Genomic DNA, 24963 nt, shown 5'->3' on the forward strand with positions numbered 1-24963 from the left:
TATCTCTCCCCGCAGTTTAAGATTTCACGAAGACGGTTTTGATTGCGGTGAAAAATTCAATAGCGGCCTGACCTTGCTCTCTGGAATGGGAACTGGACATCTTCATCCCGCCAAATGGAGCCTGTAGCTCGACACCCGCTGTTTCCGCATTAATTCTTACAAGTCCAGCGTCCATATCACGAATAAACGAAAGCATCGATCCAACGTTTTGTGTATAGATTGAAGCACTTAATCCATAGTCGCTATCATTGGCTAGCTCTATAGCTTCTTCAATGGAATCTACAGGCATTAAGGCCAGCACTGGGCCAAATATTTCTTCTCTAGCGATCGACATATGGGATTTGACACCTTCAAATACCGTCGGCTGTACATAGAATCCTTCTGCAAGCTCAGGACTGTCCGGTCTGTTCCCTCCGGCTAATAGTATTGCACCCTCATCCTGTCCTTTTTGAATGTAACTCAGGACTGTATTAAGCTGTCCTTCACTTGCGCATGGACCCATCCAGCTCTCGCCAGACATACCATCGCCCAAACGAATTTCCTCAACTTTTTCCAGAAGCTTTTCCTTGAAAGCATCATAGACTTTTCGTTCAATGATTACGCGGCTGGTCGCCGTGCATTTCTGACCCGTTGATTTCAGGCCACCGCTAATCGTTCCTTCCACAGCCAAATCCAGGTCTGCATCAGCTGCAATGATGACCGGGTTTTTGCCACCCATTTCAAGCTGATATTTGGCTCCCCGAGAAAGTACAGCAGCACCGACCCGTTTACCCACTTCATTGGAGCCCGTAAACGTAATCCCGTTCACATCTGGATGTTCAGCCATTGCAGAACCGATTACCGAGCCTTTACCACACACCAGGTTGAGAACACCAGCCGGAAGGCCTGCTTCTTCAAAACATTCCAACACTTTGGCTGCCGTAACCGCTGTCTCCTGTGCAGGTTTCAAAACAACCGTATTGCCGTAGATCAACGCAGGTGCAGCTTTCCAGATCGGGATAGCTACCGGGAAGTTCCACGGTGCAATTACACCAACAACACCAAGCGGTACACGCGTTGTAAACATTAAAGCTTCGCTATCTGTGGACGGGATGACATCACCCGTTTTACGCATGCCTTCACCTGCGTAATATCTCAAGATCGCGACGCCGCGCATTGTTTCTCCTTTGGCTTCAGGGAACGTTTTCCCCATTTCTCTCGTCATCGCTTCTGCGACTTCATTCGCTCTGCGTTCAAGTACGTTTGCCGCCTGAAAAAGAAAATTACCTCGTTCAGAGCCAGTTAACTTCCGCCATGACTTTGCCGCTGCTTTTGCTGCTGTCACGGCTTGATTCAGGTCTTCCACGCCAGATGCAGGTACATGCCCCACCACTTCATTTCGATTGGCCGGGTTGATGCTAGCGTCTGTTTTTCCACTGGCAGCTTTCATCCATTCTCCATTAATAAAATTGCTATAGGTCTGCTCTAACTGAAAAGTGCTCATTGTTTTCATCCTCTCTAATCAGTCATTAGAATTTAGTATTTAGAATTGTCGGATTGTCACGAGTTCGAAATAACGGGATTAATTAGCGTTCCGATGCTGCTGATTGAAATCTCGATACGGTCTCCTGGCTCAAGTGTAAAATCATTTGGCGGTACAATATTAGTACCGGTCAGAAGTACTGTACCGTCGAACAAGTCATTGTCTCTTGCCAAAAACGAAACCAGTTCATCCAGCTTACGGTTTAATTCACTCGTGCTAGCATCACTTTTTACAATGACTTCTCCATTGCGATAGATCTCGCAAATAATGCTCAGGTCATAGGGGTTCTGCACCGTTTCCGCTAGCCGGATCGCTGGCCCGATAGAACAAGAATTGCGCCATATTTTGGCCTGCGGCAGATACAGTGGGTTCTCCCCTTCGATATCCCGGCAGCTCATGTCATTGCCTGCGATGTATCCTACAATGCTGCCATCAGCGGCAAGCACAAGCCCAAGCTCGGGCTCTGGAATCTGCCATGTGGAATCACTGCGGAGCGTGACCGCTTCATTGGGTCCAATGGTACGAGCAGCTGTGGATTTGAAAAAAATTTCCGGACGTTCTGCATCATAAACTTTATCGTAAAAGGTAGTCGCATCCAGCTTGCCATCCGTTGCTTCATAATTACGAGCTTCCCGGCTTCGCTGATACGTTACACCTGCTGCCCATACTTCGGGTGCTTCAATGGGGTTGACAATATGCAGGGTTGTCCAATCGTCGGTCAGTTTGTTTACAGGTTTAAAAGCGCTTTCAACAAGTTGGACTGTTGAAATGCCCTGTTCTCTCGCTTGGTAGATTAAGGTCATGAAATCGGTCTGTGGCAAACGATAGGCTTGTTCATCATCCGTCACGGCTGCCAGCCACTTCTGTTCTCCATCCAGAAATCGAATAATTCGCATATAAACGTGCCTCCTGTGCCCCTATTGGGTTGATAATTCTAGATTAGCATTCACCATGTCTCATGACGATGTTCTAATCACTCTGACCATTTACCCTTTTCACGCATCATATTTCTGTTAAGATAAGGATATCTGTTTCACAAGGAGCTGATTTACACAGACACTCCGATGACAGAATAACCTTCCAATCGCTGTTATCCCCAGACTTTTTTAATTCCCCTTGTAAGGTGAAAATCCGGTGATAAAGGCGACCGCTTCGCTTTTTCAGGTTTTTTCTGTCCTCTCCGTTTTTGTGTAAAGGATTAGTTCAACCACAACCAATCTAAAAATTGTACAAGGGGGTTGAATTGCTGTGGCGAAGCATTCAGAAGCGATGTATTTAGGCCGTTTGCCTGATGTTCGTCTGTCGTTCCAATTAATGGGGTTGCATGCCAGAAAAGCAGATTCGAACTGGACATATCCATCCCATGAACATTCGATGTATGAAATTCATTGGATGATGGAGGGTCAGATGAGCATGGTGATCAATGGAAAACTGCATCAGCAGTCCAAAGGAGATCTTTTGTTCATTCGTCCGGGAATCACCCATGCTTGCACAGGGGCAGGGCCAGAAGGGTTTACCTATTTTTCAGTTCATTTCAGTGTGCACGATACTTCTTTTTGCGGGGAACTCAACCGCAGCAAAGACACCTACTATCCAGCAACATCGAATCTGGCCATGGCGATGTCCCCGATCCTCTCTACGTTGTATGATCTGTCCACAGAGCATTTGTCTGAATCCTTATCCTCCTCGAAACAAATGAAGGTGCATGCCGCTGTATTTGAGCTTCTTGGCTCGCTAGTTGGACAGTTATCGGAAAACGCATCCGTTACTGTATCCAGAAAAGAGGCGATTGCCCATCAGATCGCTGAGTATATCGAGGACTCGGTAAGATATATCCATCTACATAGTGAGATTCAAGAAACGGATAGAACCTGGATTCAGGATATTGCAAAATCGCTCAACTTGAGCACGTCACAGGTCAATCGAATTTTCCGAGAAGTGTACGGTCAGGCGCCGCGCAAGTATTTATCCGAAACATTACTGAACGAAGCACAGCGGCTATTAAAACAAACGGATCTGAATATTGATCATATTGCCATGATGCTCGGATACAAAACGAATGCACATTTTAGCCGCCAGTTCAAACGGTGGACAGGCATTGCGCCAAGTGAATTTCGCGTGCATGCCCAGCAGGATGTGATGAGTCTTACGCAAGATAAATAATGCGCAAAGATGGAGAAGAACGTACTGTTTAAATGAAACGCGATTCCATGTGAAAAAGAAAAAAGCAGCTCAAGGATGAGTGCCCTCACCACTGACTGCTTGGAACTTTTGAAGACAAATGAAGTTAATTCAGTTCAAATGAAGCCAGGCTCGCGCTGCCCATCCCCTGGTATGTAAAATACAAGGCCTGTTTACCGTCCGGAATGTGAATCGCGGCTGAATACGGCTTCCATACGTTGGTGAAGTGTACCGGGATGGTTCCCAGGACGGGGCCGTCCCAAGCGGTTTTTACCTCAAAGCTACCATTACAGTATCCACGCACCTTAATCGTGACTTGTTGAATGTCTTTACAATCGAAGTATTTAAAACCAGCTGTCGCAGATTCCGTCATATTGGCAATATATCCGGTTTCTTCGTCACCATCTCGGCCATCTTGGGTAATTTTCGGAAAGCGACTGTCGAGCCAAGCACCTGCACCAAATCCACCCGTATACAATTGATCTTCTTGGGTAAAAAGGTTGCACGCAAGATAGGCGGGGTACTCTCCTCTACCTTCCAAAGGTTCCCCATTCGAACCACAGGAGGTCATTTCAACTTGAGGGATGAAGCCATCCTTTTCAAACGTAAGCTTTTCAATACATCCCTGCCGGTTAAATGCATCTCCATTCGTATGTCTGTGGTAAAAAATGTACCATTCTGCGCCGATCTGTACGATACTACCATGATTGTTCCCTCCATAATACATGGGCTTTCCAGCTGGCTTGTATGAATCGATGTGAAGATCGCAGTTGCTCACAATTACACCTTGATATTCAAAGCCTTGAGTTGGAGACGTACTGATTGCGTAACATAATTCATGCATGACGACCGAGGAGTATACGAGGTAGTAGAGGTCTCCCCTTTTGCGAATCGAAGGAGCTTCAAAAAATTCATGTCCTTCATACCCGCTTCCATCACTATATGGCTGACTTGGGGCTATAAATACCGGTTCCTCTACAATCGTTAGCATATCCGAGCCAAGCACTGTCGCCATTGCTCCATGTCTGGAACGGTCACCAGGTGCACAGAAGCCCGTGTAGAGATAAGTGAGCTCTCCTTCTGTCAACACACCTGGATCGAACTGCGGCTCATCCCCTTCTCGTTCGCCAAGCCGAGTGCCGTCTGTATATTGAACATAACCATAGAATTCATATTTACCCGCAGGCGAATCGCATACCGCTACAGAAACAACAGGCACTTTATCAAGTACATAATATAGATAATAACGACCATCGGGGCCGAGTGTCACATCGGGGGCATAAAGACACATATGACCGTCGGGGTTCAGCGGATCATCTGTTTTTTGATAAATAACTCCCTCATTCCGCCAGTTCCCCAGGTCATCTACGGGTGCGGACCAGCATACATAATCGTTCAGACAAAACGCATGTCCGTTAAACCGATCATGTGACCCGTAGACGTATACTCTGTCGTTAAACACATAAGGCTCGCCGTCAGGCACGTACTCCCATGATGGGAGATAAGGGTTTAAACCTTGTTTTTTCATTGGAAAATGCACCCCTTGTTTAGATTTGTCAAGATAACTTTCGTATAATTAGGAGACACCGAGCATGTTCATGTTTCAATGGCGTTTCGATGTACACGTAGACGAGATTCACAATACGCATGGTAAAGGTGAAATACGATGAATACGATTTATTACGTTGAATATGATGCTGAGCATCACAGTCCATTTGTGTTTGATATACCTGAAGGTCATGATTGCTGGCTGTTGGTCATTACGCAGACTCCGGCACTGTTCTGGGTTAATGGTCAACTGCAAGAATTCCCGCCCTATTGTGCTGTTCTGTATCCGCCCTATTCGAAAATATACTATCGCGCTTGCTCAGACCAATATGTGAACGATTGGATACGTTTTGCAAGTGACGAGCTCTATGTAACCGAAACCTCTCTCCCTCTGGGCGAGCCTTTTGCATTGGATGATCCTGAATATTGTCATAAGCTGTTTCAATTACTTGTCGCAGAGCATTCTCTCCAGAAAGGCTACAAGGAATCATCCATCGATTATTTGCTTCGCACATTGTTTAACAAACTGCTTGAATCTTATGTGCAAAAAAATATTGGCCCGCAGCATTATCCTCTGATGAAACTTCGGACAGCTATTCACAACAATCCAAGTCATCCATGGACTGTGGCTACAATGGCCAAAACTATGAATATCAGCCCGGGATACCTGCAACTCATTTATAAGAAATCATTCGGTTTGTCCTGCATAGATGATGTCATCCATAGCCGAATTCGCTTGGCTAAAGAGTATCTTCGACATCATGCCTATACGGTTGCAGAGATTGCGGACAGGTGCGGGTACCATAATGTCGAGCATTTCTGCCGGCAATTCAAACAAATAACAGGTGTATCGCCTAAGCGATTCAAACATCAGTGAGTCTTAATGAGCATCTGCACTTCTGAAACAGACTTGTTTGTTTCTCTACATTTCTTCGTAAAATGGTAGCGCTATCTTATGATTTAAGATAAGGTTTTTAACACATGCATACAATGACTTATCCTGACCGATTATTGATCAATCCTCATATGAGATCAGTTGTTGTAGTTTTCTTCGGTTCTACCTTAGATTAATGGTAAAATAAACAAAAAATGATGCCCATTAAAGGAGAGTTAACATGAACGAAAGACCGAGTCAAGAAGAATACGCTGCTTTCTACGAAGGATACATCCACCTTGTTCCTGAAGGAAATGTCATTGAGTTATTACAAAAGCAAGCGGAACGTGTGGAGAGCGCAATTCGCGCATTATCAGAGGAACAAGCCAATTACCGCTATGATGAAGGGAAATGGAGCGTTAAAGAGGTATTTGGTCACCTTATTGATAATGAGCGAATTATGAGCAGCCGTTTGTTACGCATCGCCAGAGGAGACAAGACCTCTCTTCCAGGATATGATCAGGACACACTTATGGAAGGTCACCCTTTTGAAGCATATAGCGTGGTTGATCTGGCTGAAGAATATGCAGCGGTACGGTATTCCACCATTGTACTGCTCCGCCGGCTGAGTCCGGAAGCTTGGATGCGTATGGGGCAGGTCAATGATAACACGGCATCTACTCGTTCCATTGCTTATGTGATTACTGGACACGAACTACATCACTTGTCAGTCCTTCGCGATCGTTATGATGTACAGATATAAGAGGTGAAGTGAAATTGAAAGGATCTCCAGCCTATTTGAGGCAAATACAGCTTAAACGGAATCAAATTGCTACTTATGATGAGTATCCGTTTGACTTGCCCGTTATTCGTAACCTGCATACGATGGATTTTCATCCCAAAGTTACGTACATTGTTGGTGAGAACGGGATGGGCAAGTCTACGTTAATGGAGTCGATTGCCGTGTCATGGGGATTCAATCCCGAAGGCGGCACGATGAACTTTACGTTTTCTACCCGAGCCACGCATTCGGACTTGTATGAGTATGTTCAATTAGTCAAAGGCACACGGCGTCCCAAGGATGGTTTCTTTTTCAGGGCCGAGAGTTATTATAATCTGGCAACAACCATTGATGAGTTGGATCGTGAGCCTTCCTATGGTGCTCCCATCAAGGATTCATATGGCGGGAAATCGTTGCATGAGCAATCCCATGGTGAGTCTTTTTTTTCCACGTTTGTTCATCGGTTTGGCGGTCATGGTCTTTATATTCTGGACGAGCCTGAGGCGGCATTATCGCCGCTTCGCCAGATGGCCATGCTTGCCCGAATTCATGAGTTGGTAGAGCAAAATTCACAGTTTATCATTGCTACCCACTCTCCTATTCTGATGGCTTATCCTGATGCGCAGATCTATAACCTGACACCGGAAGGCATCGAGGTACAGATCTTGGAGGAAACCGATCATTTCTTGATCATGAAGGAATTTTTGAATAACAAAGATAAGATGATTCAGCAGTTGTTTGAAGGAGCGGACACAGAGGATTAAGGACACCAACTACCGATTCTGATGCCGCCTCCTGACCTGCTCCTATAACCTGTGTTATCACTGCTACTAAATAAAAAAGAGCCAGCTAACCATATTGATTAGCTGGCTTACCTATTGTTCACTAAAATTACTTCTTGATTACTCGGATTGCTTCATGTCATATTCCTGCTTCGTTCTTAGCCCTTATAATAAAAATCAGGTATGTTCGTCCAGCGTCTTTTCAGTTCATGTGCGATAGCTTTCGGTTTGCGATCCCGTGTGAAAATGCCTTTTTTATTGCCTTGAACACGAATAATTCCCTGACTGGTCGCAAAATCAGCAAAGTTCCATACTTGTTCACCGACAAAGTGCTCAAATTCATCGAATACTTCATGGTTGGCTTTGTAAAATTCCACTTGGTATTCCTCCGTAAACATGACAGGTTCAACATCGTGCAATCCGGCAACCGTGTCTGCCCCGTATTCGGTCATCATGAAAGGTTTGTCCGGGCATCGCTTTATCCAGCCATTGAATTCAGCGCGAAGCTTTTCCTTGGCAGCATGCAAATCCCCACCGTCCACATACCAACCGTAATATCGGTTAAAAGTGAGAATATCTAACAGCTCCGCAATCTGATCCTTCTCAGGTGAGGATTCCATTTGAGTAACAATGGTCACCGGACGTTTCTGTGGATCTAACTCTCTCGTTAGATCAATCAGCGGTTTAAAATATTCATAGGCTCCCTTTTCTTCAGAGGCAGGCTCATTGGCTATATTCCACATGACCACACAGGGGTGATTTTTGTCCCGCTGAATGAGTTCCCGAATGACTTCCTGATGATGTCCAAACGTATCAAGTTCATCCCATGTGTTCTTCAGCACGCCTCCGCGATGCACGACCAGCATGTTCAGATGCATGCCAACTGCGGCCACCTCATCAATCACAACAAAACCTTCCCGATCAGCCAGCCGCATCACTTCTTCTGAGTATGGATAGTGCGCGGTACGGAAGGAGTTGGCTCCCGACCATTTCATCAGATTAAAATCAAGCACATTGGCGGCCTCATTAAATCCCCTGCCATGAATAGTCGTATCCTCATGTTTGCCGTACCCTTTGAAGTAAAAAGGTTTATCATTAATCAGGAACTTGCCTTCCTTCACTTCGACACTTCTCACCCCGAATGGCTGTTCATATACATCTATGGTTTCCCCTTCGGTTTGCAGTTCTACGCGCAAGGTGTATAAATAGGCATCCAGCGGCTCCCAGAGTCTAACATCTGATATAATCATTGTGCCGGATTTGCCTTCGGATTTTGCAACCAAATAGCCGGATTCATCGATAATTTCGGCTTTAACCGACGCAGAGCCAACCACATCAATGGAATAATGAACCTGTCCGTCCAATTGGGTTACGATCGTGACATCCTTAACATAGGTCGTTGGTGTTGTATATATTTTTACAGGGCGATGCAGACCGGCATAGTTGAAAAAATCAAAGTTCGGCAGATTTTGCACCGTTGTTTGCCCATTTGAATGTTTTTTCTCGATGATAGAGCCGACGGGTAAGGTGGTTTCGTCTACGATATTGTTTACAGCGACGGTTATACGATTCTTGCCTTTGTGCAGGTAACGGTTTATTTCAGCTTCAAAAGGTAAAAAACCGCCTTTGTGCTTGGCAACAAACTCCCCGTTCACATACACTTTGGCCAAATGAGTAACGGAGCCGAACCTTAATACAACTCTCTCTTCACTCAACACACTTGGCAAGGTGATCTCCCGTTCGTACCACACCCAGCCGACATGGTCCCGAATTTTGGCGCTTACTCCAATGTCGTTATATGAAGCCGGAACAGCCATGCGCATCGGATCTTGGAGTTTTGACTTTTGCCAATTTTCCTGAAATCCCTCTCCGGCATCCAATTTGAAATTCCAGATTCCATTCAAATCGATTAGATTACGTGTTTCGGTCAATATAGGGTATAACATATGAACATCTCCTTCATTCTCTATAAAATAGGCGCGTCCTCTACCTCCTGCCTTCTACACGTTGTGAAACGGATTTCGGGTATCAGTTCATTCGTTTTGCTTTGATATCGCTTACAAGTTGAGCTGTACGTTTCTTGTTTAATGGATATAGGAAAGCAATGCAGATAAATACGAGAAACATACCCATAGCCGGAACAAGCGTTGCCAAGAAATAAATGCCTTCAAGTGTACGTGGTGTTTGCACATGCAGTGCAGCGTTGTACCCGACAGCCGCCATGGCTACCCCGCCAATACCACCTGCAACGGCCTGCCCGACTTTACGCGAAAAGGAATAGATGGAGTAGATCGTCGCATCCTCTCGGAGTCCTGTAACATGTTCATGATAGTCAACCAAATCTGTGATAAACGCCCAGCTGATTAGATTGAACAGAGCGTATCCTAACAAGCCAATGAACAGAATCGCCATGTATTGAATAGCGGAAAGATTCGGAATGAAATAGAGAAGCAAGTAAACGAGCGTTGAGAGTAAAAAGCCAGCAGCGGCAACTTCTTTTTTCCCGAACTTTGCTACGAGTGGTTTGATTAACGGCATTCCGATAAATATAGGCGCAGCTTGCACCAGACTGAACACACTAAGTAATTGCGCGTTACCGAAATAGTCTTTGAACAAATACGTATTAACCGTGCCCAGCAACATTAAATTAATTAAGAAAATGAGCGATCCGATCAGGAAGACGATAAGCGGTCTATTTTTCAAAAGGCCATATAGTGTTTTTCTCAAATTGGTATTTGGCTTCTCATTCATATCCGGGATAACACGTTCGAGCGATAATTTATAACACGCCATATAAGAAGCAATAGACAATATTCCAAAAATAACAGCTCCCAGTAAAAAACGGCTTGCATTCGCTTCGTTATTAACAAACAACAGCAACGGGCCCACCACGCCTACAAATAATTGCGCCAATGTTGCTCCGAGCGATCTCCATGTAGACAGCACGGTTCGTTCTACAGGGTCAGCAGTAATGACTGAAGCCATGGAACCGTAAGGAATGTTAACGGTGCTGTAGAGCGTTCCCCACAGAATGTAAGTAACATAAGCGTAAGCGAGATAAAATCCATCGGACATTCCGGGAATGTAAACAAACATGAGTACCCCGGAGATCACAAGCGGAAATGACATGCGATAAATCCATGGTTTGAATTTACCGTGTTTGCTTGCTTTACGCGTATCAACAAAACGCCCCCACGAGACATCCGCTATGGCATCCCACAAACGAGCTAACAGGAATAATCCCCCGACCGCTGCCGGGTTAATATGAAATACATCCGTGTAATAGACCATCAAAAATGAGCCAACTAATGCAAAAAAGAAATCGTTTCCAAAATCACCAAACAAGTAGCCGAATTTATCCTTATATCCGAAAGGACGCATAAAAATCCACCTCTTTATTCAAAATTTGGAATAACTATTGTCGTATTTTATTGCAAAACAAATATGTTCTTTTGATAACGCTCTCAATTCAGGGTGTAGGTCGTGTATTATATTGGCTAAGTTGCTGATCCCCCTTAAATCCATGCTTGAAATCGATTTCATGACAAATTATAATCGGTCTTGTGAGGTTTCATATGGTAAGTTTCACATGTAAATAGGAATATTCACATGTGTTTTTCGCTTCTTAGACTGGAACGGAGGCTTGGTGATGAATAACTTTTGTGATGAAAACCTTGAATATATATGTAATATGACACATCATTTATACAATGTACCCGTCTACTATTTTGATAATGAATACACGCTAGTCTATCAGGTCACCCCTGTGGATTTCCGGTGTAACCCCTTATTCCCCTCTGACTACAAGATCATGACAGACCTGTTTTTCAGCATGCCAATCGAGCAACTCCCTGTCCTTCGTGAAACAATGTATTTGGAGAAATTTTTCGCCATACGTATTCATGCGGATCATCAGTGGAAAGGAATCATCATTGTAGGCCCGATTATCAATTTTAAAATGACAGAGGAAATTATTCGTGTGACTCTAAGTGATTTATTAGCCAAAGCGGATCATCATGAAATGAAGATGTATTACGACGGAGTGCCTGTGATGAGTACTTTTAAATTAATTAATCTTAGTATGGCGATGTATTTCATGCTCTATCAGGAAAAGCTAACGCTGGACGAAATCTTGTTGAAAAACGAGGATGAGCGTTGGAGAAAGACGCTGGAAGTCGAGCAACCGTATAAGCAAATCATAGACGACCGTCAAAATAATCTCGTTCACACGGAAATCGATAAAGAGAAAAAAGTATTTGATTTCATTCGATTGGGCAGAACCGATAAGGTGCTGGAATCCTTTCATACCATCCACAAACAAGGCAAAAAGAGTGTGTTGTCCAAGACGAGTTATTTGCGTAGTCAAAAGAATCTGGCGATCTCCCTGATCACGCTTGCGACAAGATCAGCGGTAGAAGGTGGTGTTTTTCAAGAGATTGCTTATAATCTTAGTGATTTTTATATCCTTAAAATTGAGGATTTAACCGACAGTCAAGCGGTAGAGGATTTAATGGAGGTTGCTCTGCTTGATTTTGCGGAACGTGTGAAGCGTAGTAAAAAACACAAATACTCCAAACCGATTAACATTTGTCAAAACTATATCTTTAACCATTTAAATGAACGAATTACGATCTCACAACTGGCTGAAATCACTTCGTTGAATCCGAATTATTTGTCCAATCTGTTCAAAAAAGAAGTCGGCATCTCCATTTCGCAGTTTATTTTGAAAACGAAAATTGAAGAGGCGCAAAATCTGTTGACGTATTCTCACTATACGTTAGCGGAGATTTCTACGCTTTTAAACTTTTACGATCAAAGTTACTTTGCGAAAGTGTTCAAAACGTATACGGGATGTACACCCAAACAATTTAAAGATCAAAGAACAAACGGTTAAATTAATTGGATCAGAAACAACAAAAAAACCGCTGTAAAAGCGGCTTTTAAAGGTGTATTTAGTAACTTCCAAGTTACATTCCGGTGTTTGAAAGTAACCTGTGATTTGCGTATGCTGCTGCACCGATTACACCCGCTTGTCCACCCAATTTAGCTTGCACGATGGTACAAGCTCCTGAAGAGAGCTTTAATGAGTGATTTCTAACGGTATTACGTACGGTATTAAGCAGACGATCACCAGCTGCGGACATGCCGCCTCCAACGATAATCATTTCTGGATTCAACATATTTATCACATTGGAAAGGCCGAAACCTAATATCTCTCCTGTTTCGTGCATGACTTCAACAGCAAGTGCATCGCCAAGATCATACGCATTCGAGATCATATGGGCTGTAATTCTGGACGAGTCTCCCTCTACCCACTCCGTAATCATACTGGATCGACCTGCCTCCAGCTTTTCCGTCAACGTTCGAACCATTCCAATAGCGGATACGTATCTTCCCAGGCACCCTGAACTCCCGCAACGACAAGCGCGGCCTTCTCTATACATATTCATGTGTCCCAGTTCTCCTGCACTTGAAGTTGCTCCGTAGATCACCTTTCCGTCATTGACGATCCCAGAGCCCAGACCGGTTCCTAAGGTGAGTAATACCAAGTTGCGGCAACCGACACCTGCACCAAACAGCCATTCACCATATAGATTAACGCGTACATCATTGTCGATAAAAATGGGGAAATCGAAATGGTTGTTCATGTGATTCACTACCTGGATATTCTCCCATTCGGGAAAATTAGGCGAAAATATAGATAAGCCCGTTTGTGGATCTAACAAGCCCGGCACACCTATACCCATGCAGTTCACCTGATCTGGATGGATTCCTTCGGCCGCCATCATTTCTTGCGTAATGTTCGCCATTCTATTTAACACATGAATCGGGCCTTCATCGGCTTCCGTGGCATCACTTCGTTCGTGGATTTCCTTAAATGCTGTATTAAACACAGCGGATTTAATATTGGTGCCGCCCAGATCTATTCCAATTATATATTTGCTCATATTAACATCCTGACCTTTAAGGGTATAAACACCTCACTATTAAACCACGAAACCAGGGAAAACGGTACATTGTAAGCCGTCTTCTTCGAATATATTCAGCCAGTGGAACATTCGTAATGAACGAGAACATCCTCTGAAACTGATATGAAGAACAACAAGCACACTGCGCAACGTCATTTAAACTGATTTCGTTGGATAGATTCGTTTCAATATGATCTAGAGCACGATTCATTCTCATCAGCCAATCCATCTGATCCCTCCTCTCAACTAAGGTAAAGTATAGCGTTATGTAACCGATTCTTCGCAACGATCTGTGCATTCTGAAGTTTCATCATGCCCCACCCATCTCTGTGCAAATATTATGTTCAACACCTTTTCTTTAACAACCATTTGTGATCTTGCACAAATCAATCTTCTGATGTTATGTTGTTTGACATTCTTGTTTGACTCCCCTCCACAACCATGTTACATTTTCAAACATAAGCAATGATTGGAAAGAGATTACATGGAACCAAGCCTGTTATTTCTTCTCATTTTAACTCAGCGAAGGAGTTGCTGACTATGCATTTAACTGTACAGGAACGTGAAAAATTACTGATGTACCTCGCTGCAGATATGGCTGAAAAGCGGCTGAAACGTGGCGTTCAGTTGAATTATCCGGAAGCCGCTGCCTATATCTCAGGATTTGTCGTAGAGGGTGCACGGGATGGGAAAACCGTAAAACAACTGATGGAAGAAGCTCGTCACCTTTTATCAGCAAATCAGGTAATGGATGGCGTAGCCGAGTTGCTGAGTGAAGTTCAGATTGAAGCCACGTTCCCCGATGGAACGAAGCTGGTGACTGTACATGAGCCTGTTACTCGGATCGATGGTGCGATTATCCCCGGTGAATATGAATTTGCGGATGATCCTATTGTCCTGTTGCCTGACCGCAAACGGATTACCCGTTCCGTTACCAATACAGGAAGCCGCCCCATTCAGGTCGGATCACACTTTCATTTTTTTGAAACGAACCCCGCTCTATCATTTGACCGCGAAGGTACTAAAGAATATCGGCTGGATATCGCTTCAGGTCTTTCCGTCCGCTTCGAACCGGGAGACGTTCATGACATTACGCTGGTTGAAATCGGTGGAACGAAGGAAATCCATGGATTTGCCGGGTTAGCCAACGGGAGGGTTGAATGATGAACACCATTGATCGTGCGACATATGCAAGCATGTATGGCCCCACGACCGGAGATCGGATCCGGCTCGCGGACACCTCGTTAAAAATCGAGATTGAAAAAGACTTTACTGTGTATGGAGACGAGTGTGTTTTTGGCGGAGGTAAAACGGTCAGGGATGGCATGGGACAGCATCCTCTAGCAACGCGTAGCGAAGGCGTTCTGGATACGGTCATTACCAACGTTGTTATTGTGGATACATGGGGAATTGTCAAAGCCGATATTGGCATTAAGGACGGACTGATCCGAGGCATTGGCAAAGCGGGAAATCCATTTGTGATGGATGGTGTCGATCCTGACATGTATATTGGGGTAGGTACAGAAGTGGTCTCTGGTGAAAATTTGATTGTAACCGCTGGCGGTGTAGACAGCCATGTTCACTTCATCTCTCCGCAGCAAATTGAAATTGCGCTTCAGAGCGGGGTTACGACGATGATCGGCGGAGGTTCTGGACCGGCTACAGGTACACTTGCAACCAACTGTACCTCGGGTGTGTGGCATATTGAACGCATGTTACAAGCGCTCGATTCATTGCCAATGAATTTTGTGATGCTTGGTCGTGGTAACAGTTCCAGACCTGAAGCGTTGATGGAGCAAGTGCTTGCAGGGGTCGGCGGGCTGAAAATTCATGAAGACTGGGGAAGCACACCATATGTTATCGACAAATGTTTAAGCGTGGCGGAACAGTATGATATTCAGGTCAATATCCATACCGATACGCTGAATGAAGCCGGATATGTGGAAGACAGTTTACGTTCATTTAATGGTCGTGCCATTCATACCTACCATACGGAAGGTGCGGGCGGTGGTCACGCGCCGGACTTGTTACGTGTCGCTTCCATGCCGAATGTCTTGCCTTCTTCCACCAGTCCAACGATGCCTTATACCCGAAATACCGTCGATGAGCATTTGGATATGCTAATGATCTGTCATCATCTCGATCCCAAAATTCCGGAGGATGTCGCCTTCGCCGCTTCGCGGATTCGGGAGACAACGATTGGTGCAGAAGATATTTTACATGATATCGGTGCAATCAGTATGACTAGTTCAGATTCACAGGCGATGGGCCGTGTAGGTGAGGTGGCAATCAGAACCTGGCAGACGGCGGATAAAATGAAAAAACAACGCGGTTCGCTTACCGGAGATACCCAGGCGGATAACAATCGTGTGAAACGATATATTTCCAAATATACGATCAACCCTGCAATTACTCATGGCATTTCAGCGTATGTAGGATCGATTGAAGTCGGTAAAATGGCGGATCTTGTGTTATGGAAACCCGCTTTTTTCGGAGTTAAACCCGAACTTGTTATTAAGGGCGGCATGATTATGCATAGTGTAATGGGAGATCCAAACTCCACGATCTCGACACCACAGCCCTATATGTACAGACCGATGTTTGGGAGCTATGGCAAAGCACGTTCTACCATTTGTGCAACCTTTGTGTCCCAGGCCTCTATTGATGCTGGTACCCTTTTCCCTCTGGGGCTCAGTAAATCTTTAAAGCCAGTGACGGGCTGTCGTGCAGCTAGCAAAAAAGATATGATTTTAAATGGAGAAACGCCAACGATTATGGTTAATCCGAAAAATTATACCGTATCCGTGAATGGTGAAACGCTACGCTGTCTTCCGGTTGACGAATTACCCATGGCTCAGAGATACTTCTTGAGTTAATATGTGAAATCGTTGTTGCCTTCATTGAATAGCTCCGTTTAAATCTACAAAAAAGCCCAGCTAACCTAGCCGGGCTTTTTATGATTCTAATCATATTCTTTCCAGCAACGTTCGATTATTCTCGAATGAATCCACCTTCCGAATGAATAACTTGTCCCGTAATCCAAGCTCCTGCTTCACTCACGAGAAAATCAATAATGTTCGCTGCATCCTCAGGTGCTCCAATTCGTCCCAGCGGGAACTTTGGCATCAGATAATCACGAATGGAATCATCCATCCACGTTGTATCAGTTGGCCCCGGATTTACGGCATTTACTGTAATCTTCAATGGTGCAAGTTCACGGGATAAGGACGTGGTAAAGGCAGAGATCGCCCCCTTGGTTGCAACATACGCTAACTCACCTGGCATCGGCGATATATCCTGTCCCGACGTCATATTGATAATCCTGCCTGAGGTTAGATTGGATTTCTCGAATTCGCGGGCAAATATCGTACACAGTAGAAACGTCGATCGCATATTAACAGCATAGTGGTTATCCAAGAGTTCGGCGTCAAAGGACTTGTAATCGGTGTTGACACCATAAGCCGCATTATTAATCAGTATTGAGGGTTGTCCCAGTTGCTGTACTGCACTTTCATATACTCGTTGTGCTGCGTTACGCTCGGTTAGATCGATCTCGATTGATGTACAGCGAACCCCCATGTCTTCAATTTCCTTGTGAAACGCAAGTGTCCATTCCGGATCAGCCTTATAGTGTGTGAAGAAAATATCAATATCTCTGGAAGCTAGTTTGCGACAAAAAGCACTTCCCATTTCTCTGGGACCGCTGGCACCTGTGATAATCGCGATTTTTCTCTGATTTTGAGTCATCATTCTACCTCCACTTGTGAAAGTTGCTAGATCATATTTATTATTCTTCATCATAATAGATAATAGAGTTGATGAACATCATCTTTGATGATTTGACCAATGTTCCTGGTTCCGTAGATAAAGTTGATTGAAAATTTTCGTTTTGCTTTATAACTTCAGCGATGATAACGGAATCTGATTTCTTCAAAATTTGTTCAAAAGGAACATCTATGGTTAGAGCATAATCAGAGTGACCATCGGAAAGCGGGTACTCTTTGCGAAGTTCCTTGATTCTTTCATCGCTAAGTCTCAAGCTGGATTGTTGATCCGTTGAACAACCTAATACAACCAATGTTAAACTAAGTAATAGAATCATCACTATCATTTTCTTCAATGCTCTCTCCCCCATTTCAGTACCTAAAGTTGACATCATTCAGATCAGGTTGTCTAGGTACATAAGTGATTTTTCTATCCAATTATTTGATACAATCTATTAGATCCATCTATTTTACCTATGAGGTGATACCCGTTTGATGAATTTATATGGCGCGCAGCATCACATTCTTGTGCATTCCAATGCCATCGATGCTGAGGTACATCAACATACGTTTATTCAAGTTACGATTGCACTAGAAAATCATTTTCAGATTGAGGTTCAGGGAGAGATTATAAGTACTGCTGTAATCGTGCTTAACTCCAATATATCTCATCGTTTGCAGGTCTCAGGGCAGCCCGTAGTATTGCTTTTAATAGATAGCACATCCCAGAGGGCAACAGCATTTAAACAATATATGGGCAAGCGGAATTATGCCAGTTTTCCCGAAGAGCTTAGTAAAGAAGTCGCCGAACATATCAAAAGGCGGTTACCGTTACTCAATGATGCAGAGACTTACCGTGTATTTTTACAAGAACTCATGACTCTTTTTCAACTGGATTACACTCCACCTGCGATTACGGATTCACGAATCAAGGAACTGATCCAACGTATGAAGGATTGCACGGATTCGGAGCACTCTATTCGTATGAACGCTGAACAGTTCGGTCTATCGAACAGCAGGCTGTCACATCTGTTTAAAGAAAATACAGGCATATCGCTTAGCGGTTATATGTTGTTACATAAGCTACAGAAAGCATGTTATCTGATTTTCCAAGGAACCAGTATCACGGACGCAGCCATGGCAACTGGTTTCGATACACCCTCTCATTTTGCCAATACCAGCAAGCGATTGCTCGGCATGACCGCCAAAGATATTCGCAAAGATAGCGTGTTTTTGCAAGTTTCCTCCCTGCACTGACGATACAATGTTTGCAGGAGGTGCTCATCATGAACCACAATCTCGAGCAAACGCAATTGTTAGATTACAATCATTCGACCATTCAGAGCCTCATTCGCAGTCGTAACTGGGCCTCACTCCCTGTAAAGGAGCAGATCCTTCACGTATATAATTACGTTCGTGACGAGATTGAATTTGGTTATAACCGTAGCGATAATATCCAGCTTCAGAAGTACTGCAAGACGGATACGGGCAGTGTAATACGAAAGGCATTTTATTCATGGCGCTACTCAGAGCGCTAAGCATCCCTTGCCGGATTCACGGTTTTACGATTCATAAGCAATTGCAAAAAGGGGCCATGAATGGCTGGTATTATCATCTTTCTCCGAAAGAGATCATTCATAGCTGGATTGAAGTGTTATATAACGACAGGTGGTTAAATATGGAGGGTTTCATCGTTGATCTCCCTTATCTGAGCAAGCTTCAGCAAAAGTTCGAACAATGTACGGGTTCATTTTGTGGTTATGGCGTGGCGACAAACGATTTTCAGAATCCAGCTATTTTCTGGAATGAAAATGACACTTATGTACAAAAAGAAGGTATTGTTCAGGATTTCGGTACCTTTGATAACCCGGATCACTTCTTTTCTCTTCACCCGCAAAAGTTAAGTCCAATCAAGAGCATGATATTTAGCCATGTGGTTCGGCATCTAATGAATAGGAATGTGAGACGCATTAGGCGGGGATGATCGTTTATTCTTTTGAAGCAAAACACGAACAAAAATACGGAACGATCCGAGGCAGACCCTCCGTTTCGTTCCGTCTGAAAGCTAGTATTAATCCATTTTTACAGGCTCGATCACTTCGAATAAAAATGGATTACCGTTCAAATATTCTCTTATATATGCTTGGGCATATTTTTGTTCATCAATTAAACTGGCGGTTTCTCTTGGATCAGAGGCGTGATGACAATAATTCTCGATCATGAACATGATGAAAAAACATTCCATATCCCGGGTATAGTCCGTTTCCAGCTTCCCACTACGCTCATAACCTTGGATAAGCTGCCATCGATGTTTAGGCCAAAGCTCCAGCATGGTGCCTGCCATATCGTAGAGAAAATATCCGTAACCACATCTTTCAAAATCAATTGGTGAGGGTTGATCATCGTTAAAAACCATATTACCGGTATGTAAATCAGCATGAATTAGTCCGTAGTTATGTTCAGTTGGACGCATAGTGGTAAGTTGGGATACAACCTTCTCCGCTGCATCTTGATACAGCTTCCATGCCTTTTCAGATAAAAAACGTTGATAGTAACGTTCCAACTTAGCCAGTTCACGTTTAAAGCTTTCTACTCCCCAAGTCGACCTTACAAAATCAGAAGGTGGATTGAAATCCTTTGCTGCTGCATGGAGCCTGCTTATCATTACTCCCATATTATACGCATGACTATCCGTAAATTCCCCTGTTGTTTTCTCACCCTCGATCCACCGCATCATCGTTACATAAGGCCGTCTATATCCCATTTCTGTTTCAATCTCCAAAACATAATTACCATCACAACTTGGTATCCCTTCGGATACATTTAGTTCTTTCGATTTGTTCAGTGCTTGTAACAGTAGGAGCTCCGAACGAATTTCCTCTCTGCTCAATCGGTCCGAATGAATGCGAAGCAAATAATGGTTAGCTGTACTGGTTTCAATTTTATACGTGATCGATTCAGATAGTCGAATAAACTCGATTTTATCCCATTCTAAGTCATACTGTTGGATTGCTGATAAAGCAACCTTCCTTGCTCTGATTAACAACGCTTGCCGTTCTTCATTCGTATCAAATTTTAAAAAATCTTTCATTGGTTATCCTCCTGCAATTTTCATGTAGTAAAAATCACCTACTTCTCTTATACGTTATTGTAACGATCGCAAAAGCTTAAAAATATGTAGTAAACAATTTAAACTATGTTATACACAAAAAAGCCATAAGCCTAATCAACAAAAAAGGAACGAGGCGTCATCAAGTGATGCTTCGTTCCTTCTGAATCGGGTCTACTGAATGGAGAATACTTCTTTTTTCAACAGTTCTTCAGGTTTCTGACCAATAGGATCGCTGTGGAAATAATCACGGATAACTCCATCCTTCAGATAGTTCGCAATAGATACCATAATCATGCCTTGGTCCAATGCCAGATAAGCTTTGGCGATTTCTTTGGTCTCCAGATTGATGGAGTCGTATAAGCCATATTTGCCCATCATGTTTAACTTTTTCAGTGTTTTGATGTTTTTGCGTGCCTCTTCAGGCGCATAGTCCAAGGCAAGGAATGTTGCATGCGCAGTTACCGTTGCTCCGTCTTTGTAACCTGAGATGCCAAGCGGTGTTGCTGCAAACTCACTATATCCGGTAGGTGTTGCCGATGGCGAGAATCCCCATGCAGCATAGCCTTTTTCTTTGGCATATTCGATTTGCAGATCGACATGACGTTTATTGTTTAGACCTAACGCCTTAGTACCCAAGTCTTTTTCCTTGATCACCAGACCCGGCATCAGTCCTTCAAACATACTGCCTCCCCAGCTAGGAACGAACTTTTTACCTTGATACTCATAACTTCCTTCAAAGACATCCACGCCATCATAATTCACCGTGTGACCCTGTGGAATCTGAGACTGCCAATCCCATTCAAGTGGCATCGTGCGGTACATCTTCCACCAATGTTCTTTTGGTACATCTCCTTTACCGATGGCAATATAACTTCCTACACGAGGTTCCGTATAAAAGGACCCATAATGATGCTCTGTCAGTGCGCCTTTCGCGACATCATAGCCACCACGGAATTGGCCGACTTCCGGATCGTATAACGTTGTATAGTTCATTTGTTTAACGAGTGTGCTGGTTTGTGCATTTAATTCCGGATAAGCTTGACCAATTACGATTAAGCCTGCGGATAACCAACCGTTATCCACTTGAGATATAAATTGCCCCCAATCTTTTTTGACGGAACCATCGTCCGTGTTGTACCAGTTATAAAAGAGACCGTTCCACTTATCCATCTTCTCCAGTGTGTTTAACGTTGTTTTCAAGCGGGATACGGCTTCTTTTTTCGAAAGCAGTCCCATTTGTTCTGCAGAAACGGTACTCATCATGTACATCGCAATGTTTGTTGGTGAGGTACGCCTGGCTTCTTCCGTTCCCGTTTCCTTCATTCGCACTTCATCGTACGTTAACCCGGTTTTGGGATCGGTGAAATCTTTGAAGTACTTGTACGTTTTTTTGGCAACCGCTTTTAATTCCGGTTTGAAGCCTGGCGGCTTGCTTGAATCATGTGCAGATATGACAGGAGTGAAAGCTGTACTGGCAAACAGACAAAAAGTTATTATTAGTCCTAACCTTTTTACAATGTTCATCTCTTTTCTCCCTTCAAAAACGAATTCGAAACGTTTCGCATTTATGATATCATGAATGTCCATATTTGGTAAATAACAAAATGAAAACCCTTACTTTAAATAGTTGTATTTAGATTCGCTTTTTATTTTTCGACTCGAAACGTTTCATATGAAACGTGAATTCTTGAAGTATACAACTGCCCTCTTTCGTAATAACAATGCTTCGAGCCAGGTACATATATAAGCAAAATCTAAAAAAGCCGCTATAGTTAGCGGCTTCCATGAGACATACAAATGATGAGTTCAATCACGATACTCTAATCGAATTGTATTGGTTTGTATCGTGATTGTTTGCTTTAATGCTCAAACCATCCCATCATATTACAACACAACGGGCTTCATTCGCCCATCCGCTCCAAACTGAATCGGGTCAATACACACTTCACGGTGGTATCCTTTTCCCTCCGAGAACCGCGATAACGGAGTGACAAAACGATGGTAAGCCATGTAATACTGATCCGTTTCAGAATCATGGAAAATACAGTGATGTCCTGTTCCAAGCATGTCTTTTTCTACATTTTTGCTTAAGACAGGGTAGTGATAGGTGACCGGTCCGTAAAGGCTTTCCGACGTACCGTAATTGACGTGATAATCCTCACTTCCCGTATCATCACAAGACCATGTGAAGTGGTATAGGCCGTTCCTCTTTAACACGGTTACGGCCTCCCTGAAATCATGCAATCCTGCAAGGTTACGCATCGTTTCTTCACGAACAGTTATCATATCGTCACCAAGCTCCACAATTGCAGCATCACCGTTGCCAAACAACAGATACATCTTGCCATCCTGCTCTGCATAGATTGAAGGATCAATGGCTTGCCCCATCTTGATCCCAAGATGTCTTAATTGATCCATTGTAATTAAAGGCTCAGGCTCCGCTCGGAATGGACCCGTCGGTAAATCGGCAATAGCGACACCAATAGCACTTTCCTGGTTAGGCATTTTGCCGCAGAAATAATAGTAATATTTGTTGTTGTGGCTGGCAATCGCTGGTGCCCATGCATTCCCGATGGCCCAAGCCACATCATCCGTTGCCAGATCAAGAATAATCCCTTCATCCTGCCAATATTGCAGATCGCTGGAGGAAAACACCTTAAACTGCGTACCTGACCACCCGTCGAAGCCATCCGTAGTAGGATACATATAATAGCGGTCGCCAAACTTCGCCACATCAGGGTCAGCATATTGACCAGCCAGTACCTGGTGACCGTCTCCATAAGCGGCCAGCAGACAATTACTTTCTTCCGCGGTAATTGGCAGAATGCCGCCGTGCCGTTTCTTCGTCGTTCCCATATCAAATTCGTTCTCCGCTGCAATGCGGAAGTCTCCACTTGCCAAGTCTTTGGTCAGCAGTGGAAGATACCCCTTCCCCTCGGCAAACCGATCCACAATCAGGCACCACTCATCCCGGTCATTGAATTTAAATATCTGTGGCCCTTCTACACCCATCAGAGCCTCCAACACAGGCGCATGGAGCGGAGTGAAGGCGTCCTTGTCCAGAGAGTTCCCCTTTTCAACACGAATGTTTTTGGTTGTTTCATCTTTGGAGTATCGGTAGTAAGAACCCGATGAAGCCAGAATGGTCGTATCAATGATGTGGTTTTCACGCTCGATATACTTTACCGATGGAGTGAATGTACGGAAGTTTTTGGTGCGTGCGCTGTAAATCTTCTGTTTACGTTCAGATTCATCTGCATCTTGTGTGGCCGAGGCCCAGAATACAAGAAACTCATCAGCCGCTTCATCATAGATGGCTTCGGGTGCCCACACACAACCTGCTCCTTCAATACCAAGTGTAACTGTCCAAGGAGAAGACCAATCCATGAGATTACTGGACTCCCATACGACAATATCACGACTGCCTTCGTTTACAGCAACACCCCAGCCTTTGCCGTTTGCGATTCGCAGATCGGTTGCAATCAGATAAAACTTATTCTCCTTAGCGGAGCGAATGAGAAACGGATCGCGTACCCCCTGTTCCCCCAGATTGGAGCGCAATACGGGCTTACCCCCGTTTAAGTCCTTCCAATGAAGGCCATCCTCGCTATATGAAAAATAAACCTGCTCTCCATCGGGCTGCTCGCCGATAAAATGCACAAAAAGATATCCTGCGTAATTGGTGTTTGTATTCAACAAGTTTAGTAGCCTCCTAAGTATGTATATTGAATTTGATCTAAAAGAAAGCGCTTAACCTAGTATATATCATACTGCAAATCAGGGTTTAGGAGTAGGGAAACTTCCTGCTTTTCCTTATTTACCGTTGTAGTCTCTCCAATTACAATGGTATAACTGTATCGTTGACCAAAAGATGAAATGGAGGCCCCCTTATGATTCAGTCGATTATACATATCGCTTTGGTCGTTAACGATTATGATGAAGCGATCGAATTTTATACTCAAAAATTGAACTTCACATTGCTTGAAGACACCTATCAACCTGAGCAGGACAAAAGATGGGTGGTGATTGCCCCTCCGGGATCTATAGGCACAACCATTTTACTCGCGAGAGCTTCCAAACCGGAGCAACAGCCTTTTATCGGTAACCAGGCTGGTGGGCGTGTTTTCCTGTTCCTGAATACCGATGACTTCTGGAGAGATTATAAGGACATGGTTGCCAAAGGCATTGAATTTGTGAGAGAACCAAAGGAACAAGACTATGGCATCGTTGCTGTATTTAAAGACCTTTATGGGAACCTGTGGGATTTGCTGCAAATGAATGAGGATCACCCTATCTCCAAACGTATGAAGTAGTATTCAACTACAAGTAGAGATAACTTTAGTCAGAATGTTTATCTTAAGCAAAAAAAATGAAAGTAGCCCCTTACTTCCGAGGGGCTACTTTCATTTTCAAACCATTAGTTTAGCTCA

General features: G+C 43.9%; 22 protein-coding genes and 1 pseudogene. 11 read left to right on the top strand and 12 right to left on the bottom strand.

Translation table 11 applies throughout. The features are described 5' to 3' along the window. Positions 1 to 16: 16 nt before the first annotated feature. Both gucD and J2T16_RS03050 read right to left on the bottom strand, forming a co-directional pair. Positions 17 to 1483: an alpha-ketoglutaric semialdehyde dehydrogenase GucD gene (gucD, locus tag J2T16_RS03045; protein WP_499017749.1), complete on the bottom strand. Its 1467-nt coding sequence runs from the start codon at positions 1481 to 1483 to the stop codon at positions 17 to 19. Between the two features lie 56 nt (positions 1484 to 1539). Then, on the bottom strand, positions 1540 to 2418 hold the full coding sequence (locus J2T16_RS03050) for a fumarylacetoacetate hydrolase family protein (RefSeq protein ID WP_090916193.1): 879 nt from the start codon (positions 2416 to 2418) through the stop codon (positions 1540 to 1542). Positions 2419 to 2770: 352 nt separating this feature from the next. Between J2T16_RS03050 and J2T16_RS03055 the strand changes: the two genes are divergently transcribed. Then, on the top strand, positions 2771 to 3685 hold the full coding sequence (locus J2T16_RS03055; protein ID WP_499017750.1) for an AraC family transcriptional regulator: 915 nt from the start codon (positions 2771 to 2773) through the stop codon (positions 3683 to 3685). Positions 3686 to 3809: 124 nt separating this feature from the next. On the opposite strand, the gene J2T16_RS03060 is transcribed toward J2T16_RS03055, so the two are convergent. Next, on the bottom strand, positions 3810 to 5231 hold the full coding sequence (locus J2T16_RS03060; protein WP_499017751.1) for a family 43 glycosylhydrolase: 1422 nt from the start codon (positions 5229 to 5231) through the stop codon (positions 3810 to 3812). 138 nt (positions 5232 to 5369) lie between these two features. On the opposite strand from J2T16_RS03060, the gene J2T16_RS03065 reads away from it, so the two are divergent. The 3 genes from J2T16_RS03065 to J2T16_RS03075 all read left to right on the top strand — a co-directional run bounded on the left by J2T16_RS03065 (position 5370) and on the right by J2T16_RS03075 (position 7670). Then, positions 5370 to 6128 (top strand): AraC family transcriptional regulator, encoded by a 759-nt coding sequence (locus tag J2T16_RS03065; protein ID WP_339830453.1) that lies wholly within the window; start codon positions 5370 to 5372, stop codon positions 6126 to 6128. Positions 6129 to 6366: 238 nt separating this feature from the next. Beyond that, complete coding sequence (locus J2T16_RS03070) at positions 6367 to 6888, top strand: DinB family protein (RefSeq protein ID WP_154888862.1); 522 nt, start codon at positions 6367 to 6369, stop codon at positions 6886 to 6888. A 35-nt stretch (positions 6889 to 6923) separates the two neighbouring features. Next, positions 6924 to 7670 carry an AAA family ATPase gene (locus J2T16_RS03075; protein WP_434349164.1) on the top strand — a complete coding sequence of 249 codons (747 nt, stop codon included), beginning with the start codon at positions 6924 to 6926 and terminating at the stop codon, positions 7668 to 7670. 176 nt (positions 7671 to 7846) lie between these two features. Here J2T16_RS03075 and uidA read toward each other — a convergent pair whose 3' ends face one another. Further along, positions 7847 to 9634, bottom strand: a complete 1788-nt coding sequence (gene uidA / locus J2T16_RS03080) for a beta-glucuronidase (protein ID WP_499017752.1) — start codon at positions 9632 to 9634, stop codon at positions 7847 to 7849. An 82-nt stretch (positions 9635 to 9716) separates the two neighbouring features. Further along, a complete protein-coding gene (locus J2T16_RS03085; protein ID WP_499017753.1) occupies positions 9717 to 11069 on the bottom strand; it encodes an MFS transporter in 1353 nt (450 codons plus the stop codon). A 268-nt stretch (positions 11070 to 11337) separates the two neighbouring features. Here J2T16_RS03085 and J2T16_RS03090 point away from each other — a divergent pair, with 268 nt between their 5' ends. Continuing rightward, on the top strand, positions 11338 to 12582 hold the full coding sequence (locus J2T16_RS03090) for an AraC family transcriptional regulator (RefSeq protein WP_499017754.1): 1245 nt from the start codon (positions 11338 to 11340) through the stop codon (positions 12580 to 12582). Positions 12583 to 12655: 73 nt separating this feature from the next. Here J2T16_RS03090 and J2T16_RS03095 read toward each other — a convergent pair whose 3' ends face one another. Further along, a complete protein-coding gene (locus J2T16_RS03095) occupies positions 12656 to 13636 on the bottom strand; it encodes an ROK family protein (protein WP_499017755.1) in 981 nt (326 codons plus the stop codon). 58 nt (positions 13637 to 13694) lie between these two features. Continuing rightward, positions 13695 to 13886, bottom strand: a pseudogene (locus J2T16_RS03100) (helix-turn-helix transcriptional regulator); the annotation flags it as partial. 311 nt (positions 13887 to 14197) lie between these two features. On the opposite strand from J2T16_RS03100, the gene ureA reads away from it, so the two are divergent. Further along, a complete protein-coding gene (gene ureA, locus J2T16_RS03105; protein ID WP_499017756.1) occupies positions 14198 to 14821 on the top strand; it encodes an urease subunit gamma in 624 nt (207 codons plus the stop codon). Beyond that, on the top strand, positions 14821 to 16533 hold the full coding sequence (gene ureC, locus J2T16_RS03110) for an urease subunit alpha (RefSeq protein ID WP_499017757.1): 1713 nt from the start codon (positions 14821 to 14823) through the stop codon (positions 16531 to 16533). Before ureA ends, ureC begins: the two co-directional genes overlap by 1 nt. Positions 16534 to 16648: 115 nt before the next feature. Here the strand turns inward: ureC and J2T16_RS03115 are convergent, their stop codons facing one another. Together J2T16_RS03115 and J2T16_RS03120 are read right to left on the bottom strand one after the other, a co-directional pair. Further along, positions 16649 to 17404: an SDR family oxidoreductase gene (locus J2T16_RS03115; RefSeq protein WP_499017758.1), complete on the bottom strand. Its 756-nt coding sequence runs from the start codon at positions 17402 to 17404 to the stop codon at positions 16649 to 16651. 40 nt (positions 17405 to 17444) lie between these two features. Continuing rightward, complete coding sequence (locus J2T16_RS03120) at positions 17445 to 17777, bottom strand: hypothetical protein (protein WP_499017759.1); 333 nt, start codon at positions 17775 to 17777, stop codon at positions 17445 to 17447. A gap of 139 nt (positions 17778 to 17916) precedes the next feature. Between J2T16_RS03120 and J2T16_RS03125 the strand changes: the two genes are divergently transcribed. Genes J2T16_RS03125 through J2T16_RS03135 form a run of 3 tightly spaced genes read left to right on the top strand, consistent with a single transcriptional unit; the run spans position 17917 to position 19405 of the window. Next, positions 17917 to 18678, top strand: a complete 762-nt coding sequence (locus J2T16_RS03125) for a helix-turn-helix domain-containing protein (RefSeq protein WP_336122684.1) — start codon at positions 17917 to 17919, stop codon at positions 18676 to 18678. Positions 18679 to 18707: 29 nt separating this feature from the next. Next, positions 18708 to 18959: a hypothetical protein gene (locus J2T16_RS03130; protein ID WP_336119974.1), complete on the top strand. Its 252-nt coding sequence runs from the start codon at positions 18708 to 18710 to the stop codon at positions 18957 to 18959. Continuing rightward, positions 18938 to 19405, top strand: coding sequence for a transglutaminase-like domain-containing protein (locus J2T16_RS03135; RefSeq protein ID WP_261769262.1), 468 nt, complete (start codon positions 18938 to 18940; stop codon positions 19403 to 19405). The genes J2T16_RS03130 and J2T16_RS03135 overlap by 22 nt, the downstream gene beginning before the upstream one ends. 87 nt (positions 19406 to 19492) lie before the next feature. Here J2T16_RS03135 and J2T16_RS03140 read toward each other — a convergent pair whose 3' ends face one another. The 3 genes from J2T16_RS03140 to J2T16_RS03150 form a co-directional block, all read right to left on the bottom strand. Continuing rightward, the gene (locus J2T16_RS03140) at positions 19493 to 20512 is read right to left on the bottom strand and encodes a phosphotransferase (RefSeq protein ID WP_154888879.1); all 1020 of its coding nucleotides are present in this window, start codon (positions 20510 to 20512) and stop codon (positions 19493 to 19495) included. Positions 20513 to 20704: 192 nt separating this feature from the next. Beyond that, positions 20705 to 22057 (bottom strand): glucoamylase family protein, encoded by a 1353-nt coding sequence (locus J2T16_RS03145; RefSeq protein ID WP_154888881.1) that lies wholly within the window; start codon positions 22055 to 22057, stop codon positions 20705 to 20707. Positions 22058 to 22417: 360 nt separating this feature from the next. Continuing rightward, entirely contained in the window at positions 22418 to 24232 is a 1815-nt protein-coding gene (locus J2T16_RS03150) for a glycoside hydrolase family 43 protein (RefSeq protein ID WP_336119973.1), read from the bottom strand. A gap of 191 nt (positions 24233 to 24423) precedes the next feature. Between J2T16_RS03150 and J2T16_RS03155 the strand changes: the two genes are divergently transcribed. Then, complete coding sequence (locus J2T16_RS03155) at positions 24424 to 24846, top strand: VOC family protein (RefSeq protein ID WP_221788071.1); 423 nt, start codon at positions 24424 to 24426, stop codon at positions 24844 to 24846. The last annotated feature ends 117 nt before the right edge of the window (positions 24847 to 24963 follow it).

The sequence above is a fragment of the Paenibacillus intestini genome (genome assembly GCF_030803945.1).
GTDB classification, from domain to species: domain Bacteria; phylum Bacillota; class Bacilli; order Paenibacillales; family Paenibacillaceae; genus Paenibacillus; species Paenibacillus polysaccharolyticus.

Excerpts from the sequence above, each read along its gene's own strand:
- J2T16_RS03070 (WP_154888862.1), top strand. The coding sequence starts at position 6,367 with ATGAACGAAAGACCGAGTCAAGAAGAATACGCTGCTTTCTACGAAGGA.
- J2T16_RS03145 (WP_154888881.1), bottom strand. The coding sequence starts at position 22,057 with ATGAACATTGTAAAAAGGTTAGGACTAATAATAACTTTTTGTCTGTTT.
- J2T16_RS03155 (WP_221788071.1), top strand. The coding sequence starts at position 24,424 with ATGATTCAGTCGATTATACATATCGCTTTGGTCGTTAACGATTATGAT.
- uidA (WP_499017752.1), bottom strand. The coding sequence starts at position 9,634 with ATGTTATACCCTATATTGACCGAAACACGTAATCTAATCGATTTGAAT.
- J2T16_RS03140 (WP_154888879.1), bottom strand. The coding sequence starts at position 20,512 with ATGAAAGATTTTTTAAAATTTGATACGAATGAAGAACGGCAAGCGTTG.
- J2T16_RS03090 (WP_499017754.1), top strand. The coding sequence starts at position 11,338 with ATGAATAACTTTTGTGATGAAAACCTTGAATATATATGTAATATGACA.
- ureA (WP_499017756.1), top strand. The coding sequence starts at position 14,198 with ATGCATTTAACTGTACAGGAACGTGAAAAATTACTGATGTACCTCGCT.
- J2T16_RS03065 (WP_339830453.1), top strand. The coding sequence starts at position 5,370 with ATGAATACGATTTATTACGTTGAATATGATGCTGAGCATCACAGTCCA.
- ureC (WP_499017757.1), top strand. The coding sequence starts at position 14,821 with ATGAACACCATTGATCGTGCGACATATGCAAGCATGTATGGCCCCACG.
- J2T16_RS03050 (WP_090916193.1), bottom strand. The coding sequence starts at position 2,418 with ATGCGAATTATTCGATTTCTGGATGGAGAACAGAAGTGGCTGGCAGCC.
- J2T16_RS03125 (WP_336122684.1), top strand. The coding sequence starts at position 17,917 with ATGAATTTATATGGCGCGCAGCATCACATTCTTGTGCATTCCAATGCC.
- J2T16_RS03095 (WP_499017755.1), bottom strand. The coding sequence starts at position 13,636 with ATGAGCAAATATATAATTGGAATAGATCTGGGCGGCACCAATATTAAA.
- J2T16_RS03115 (WP_499017758.1), bottom strand. The coding sequence starts at position 17,404 with ATGACTCAAAATCAGAGAAAAATCGCGATTATCACAGGTGCCAGCGGT.
- gucD (WP_499017749.1), bottom strand. The coding sequence starts at position 1,483 with ATGAGCACTTTTCAGTTAGAGCAGACCTATAGCAATTTTATTAATGGA.
- J2T16_RS03085 (WP_499017753.1), bottom strand. The coding sequence starts at position 11,069 with ATGCGTCCTTTCGGATATAAGGATAAATTCGGCTACTTGTTTGGTGAT.
- J2T16_RS03060 (WP_499017751.1), bottom strand. The coding sequence starts at position 5,231 with ATGAAAAAACAAGGTTTAAACCCTTATCTCCCATCATGGGAGTACGTG.
- J2T16_RS03135 (WP_261769262.1), top strand. The coding sequence starts at position 18,938 with ATGGCGCTACTCAGAGCGCTAAGCATCCCTTGCCGGATTCACGGTTTT.
- J2T16_RS03130 (WP_336119974.1), top strand. The coding sequence starts at position 18,708 with ATGAACCACAATCTCGAGCAAACGCAATTGTTAGATTACAATCATTCG.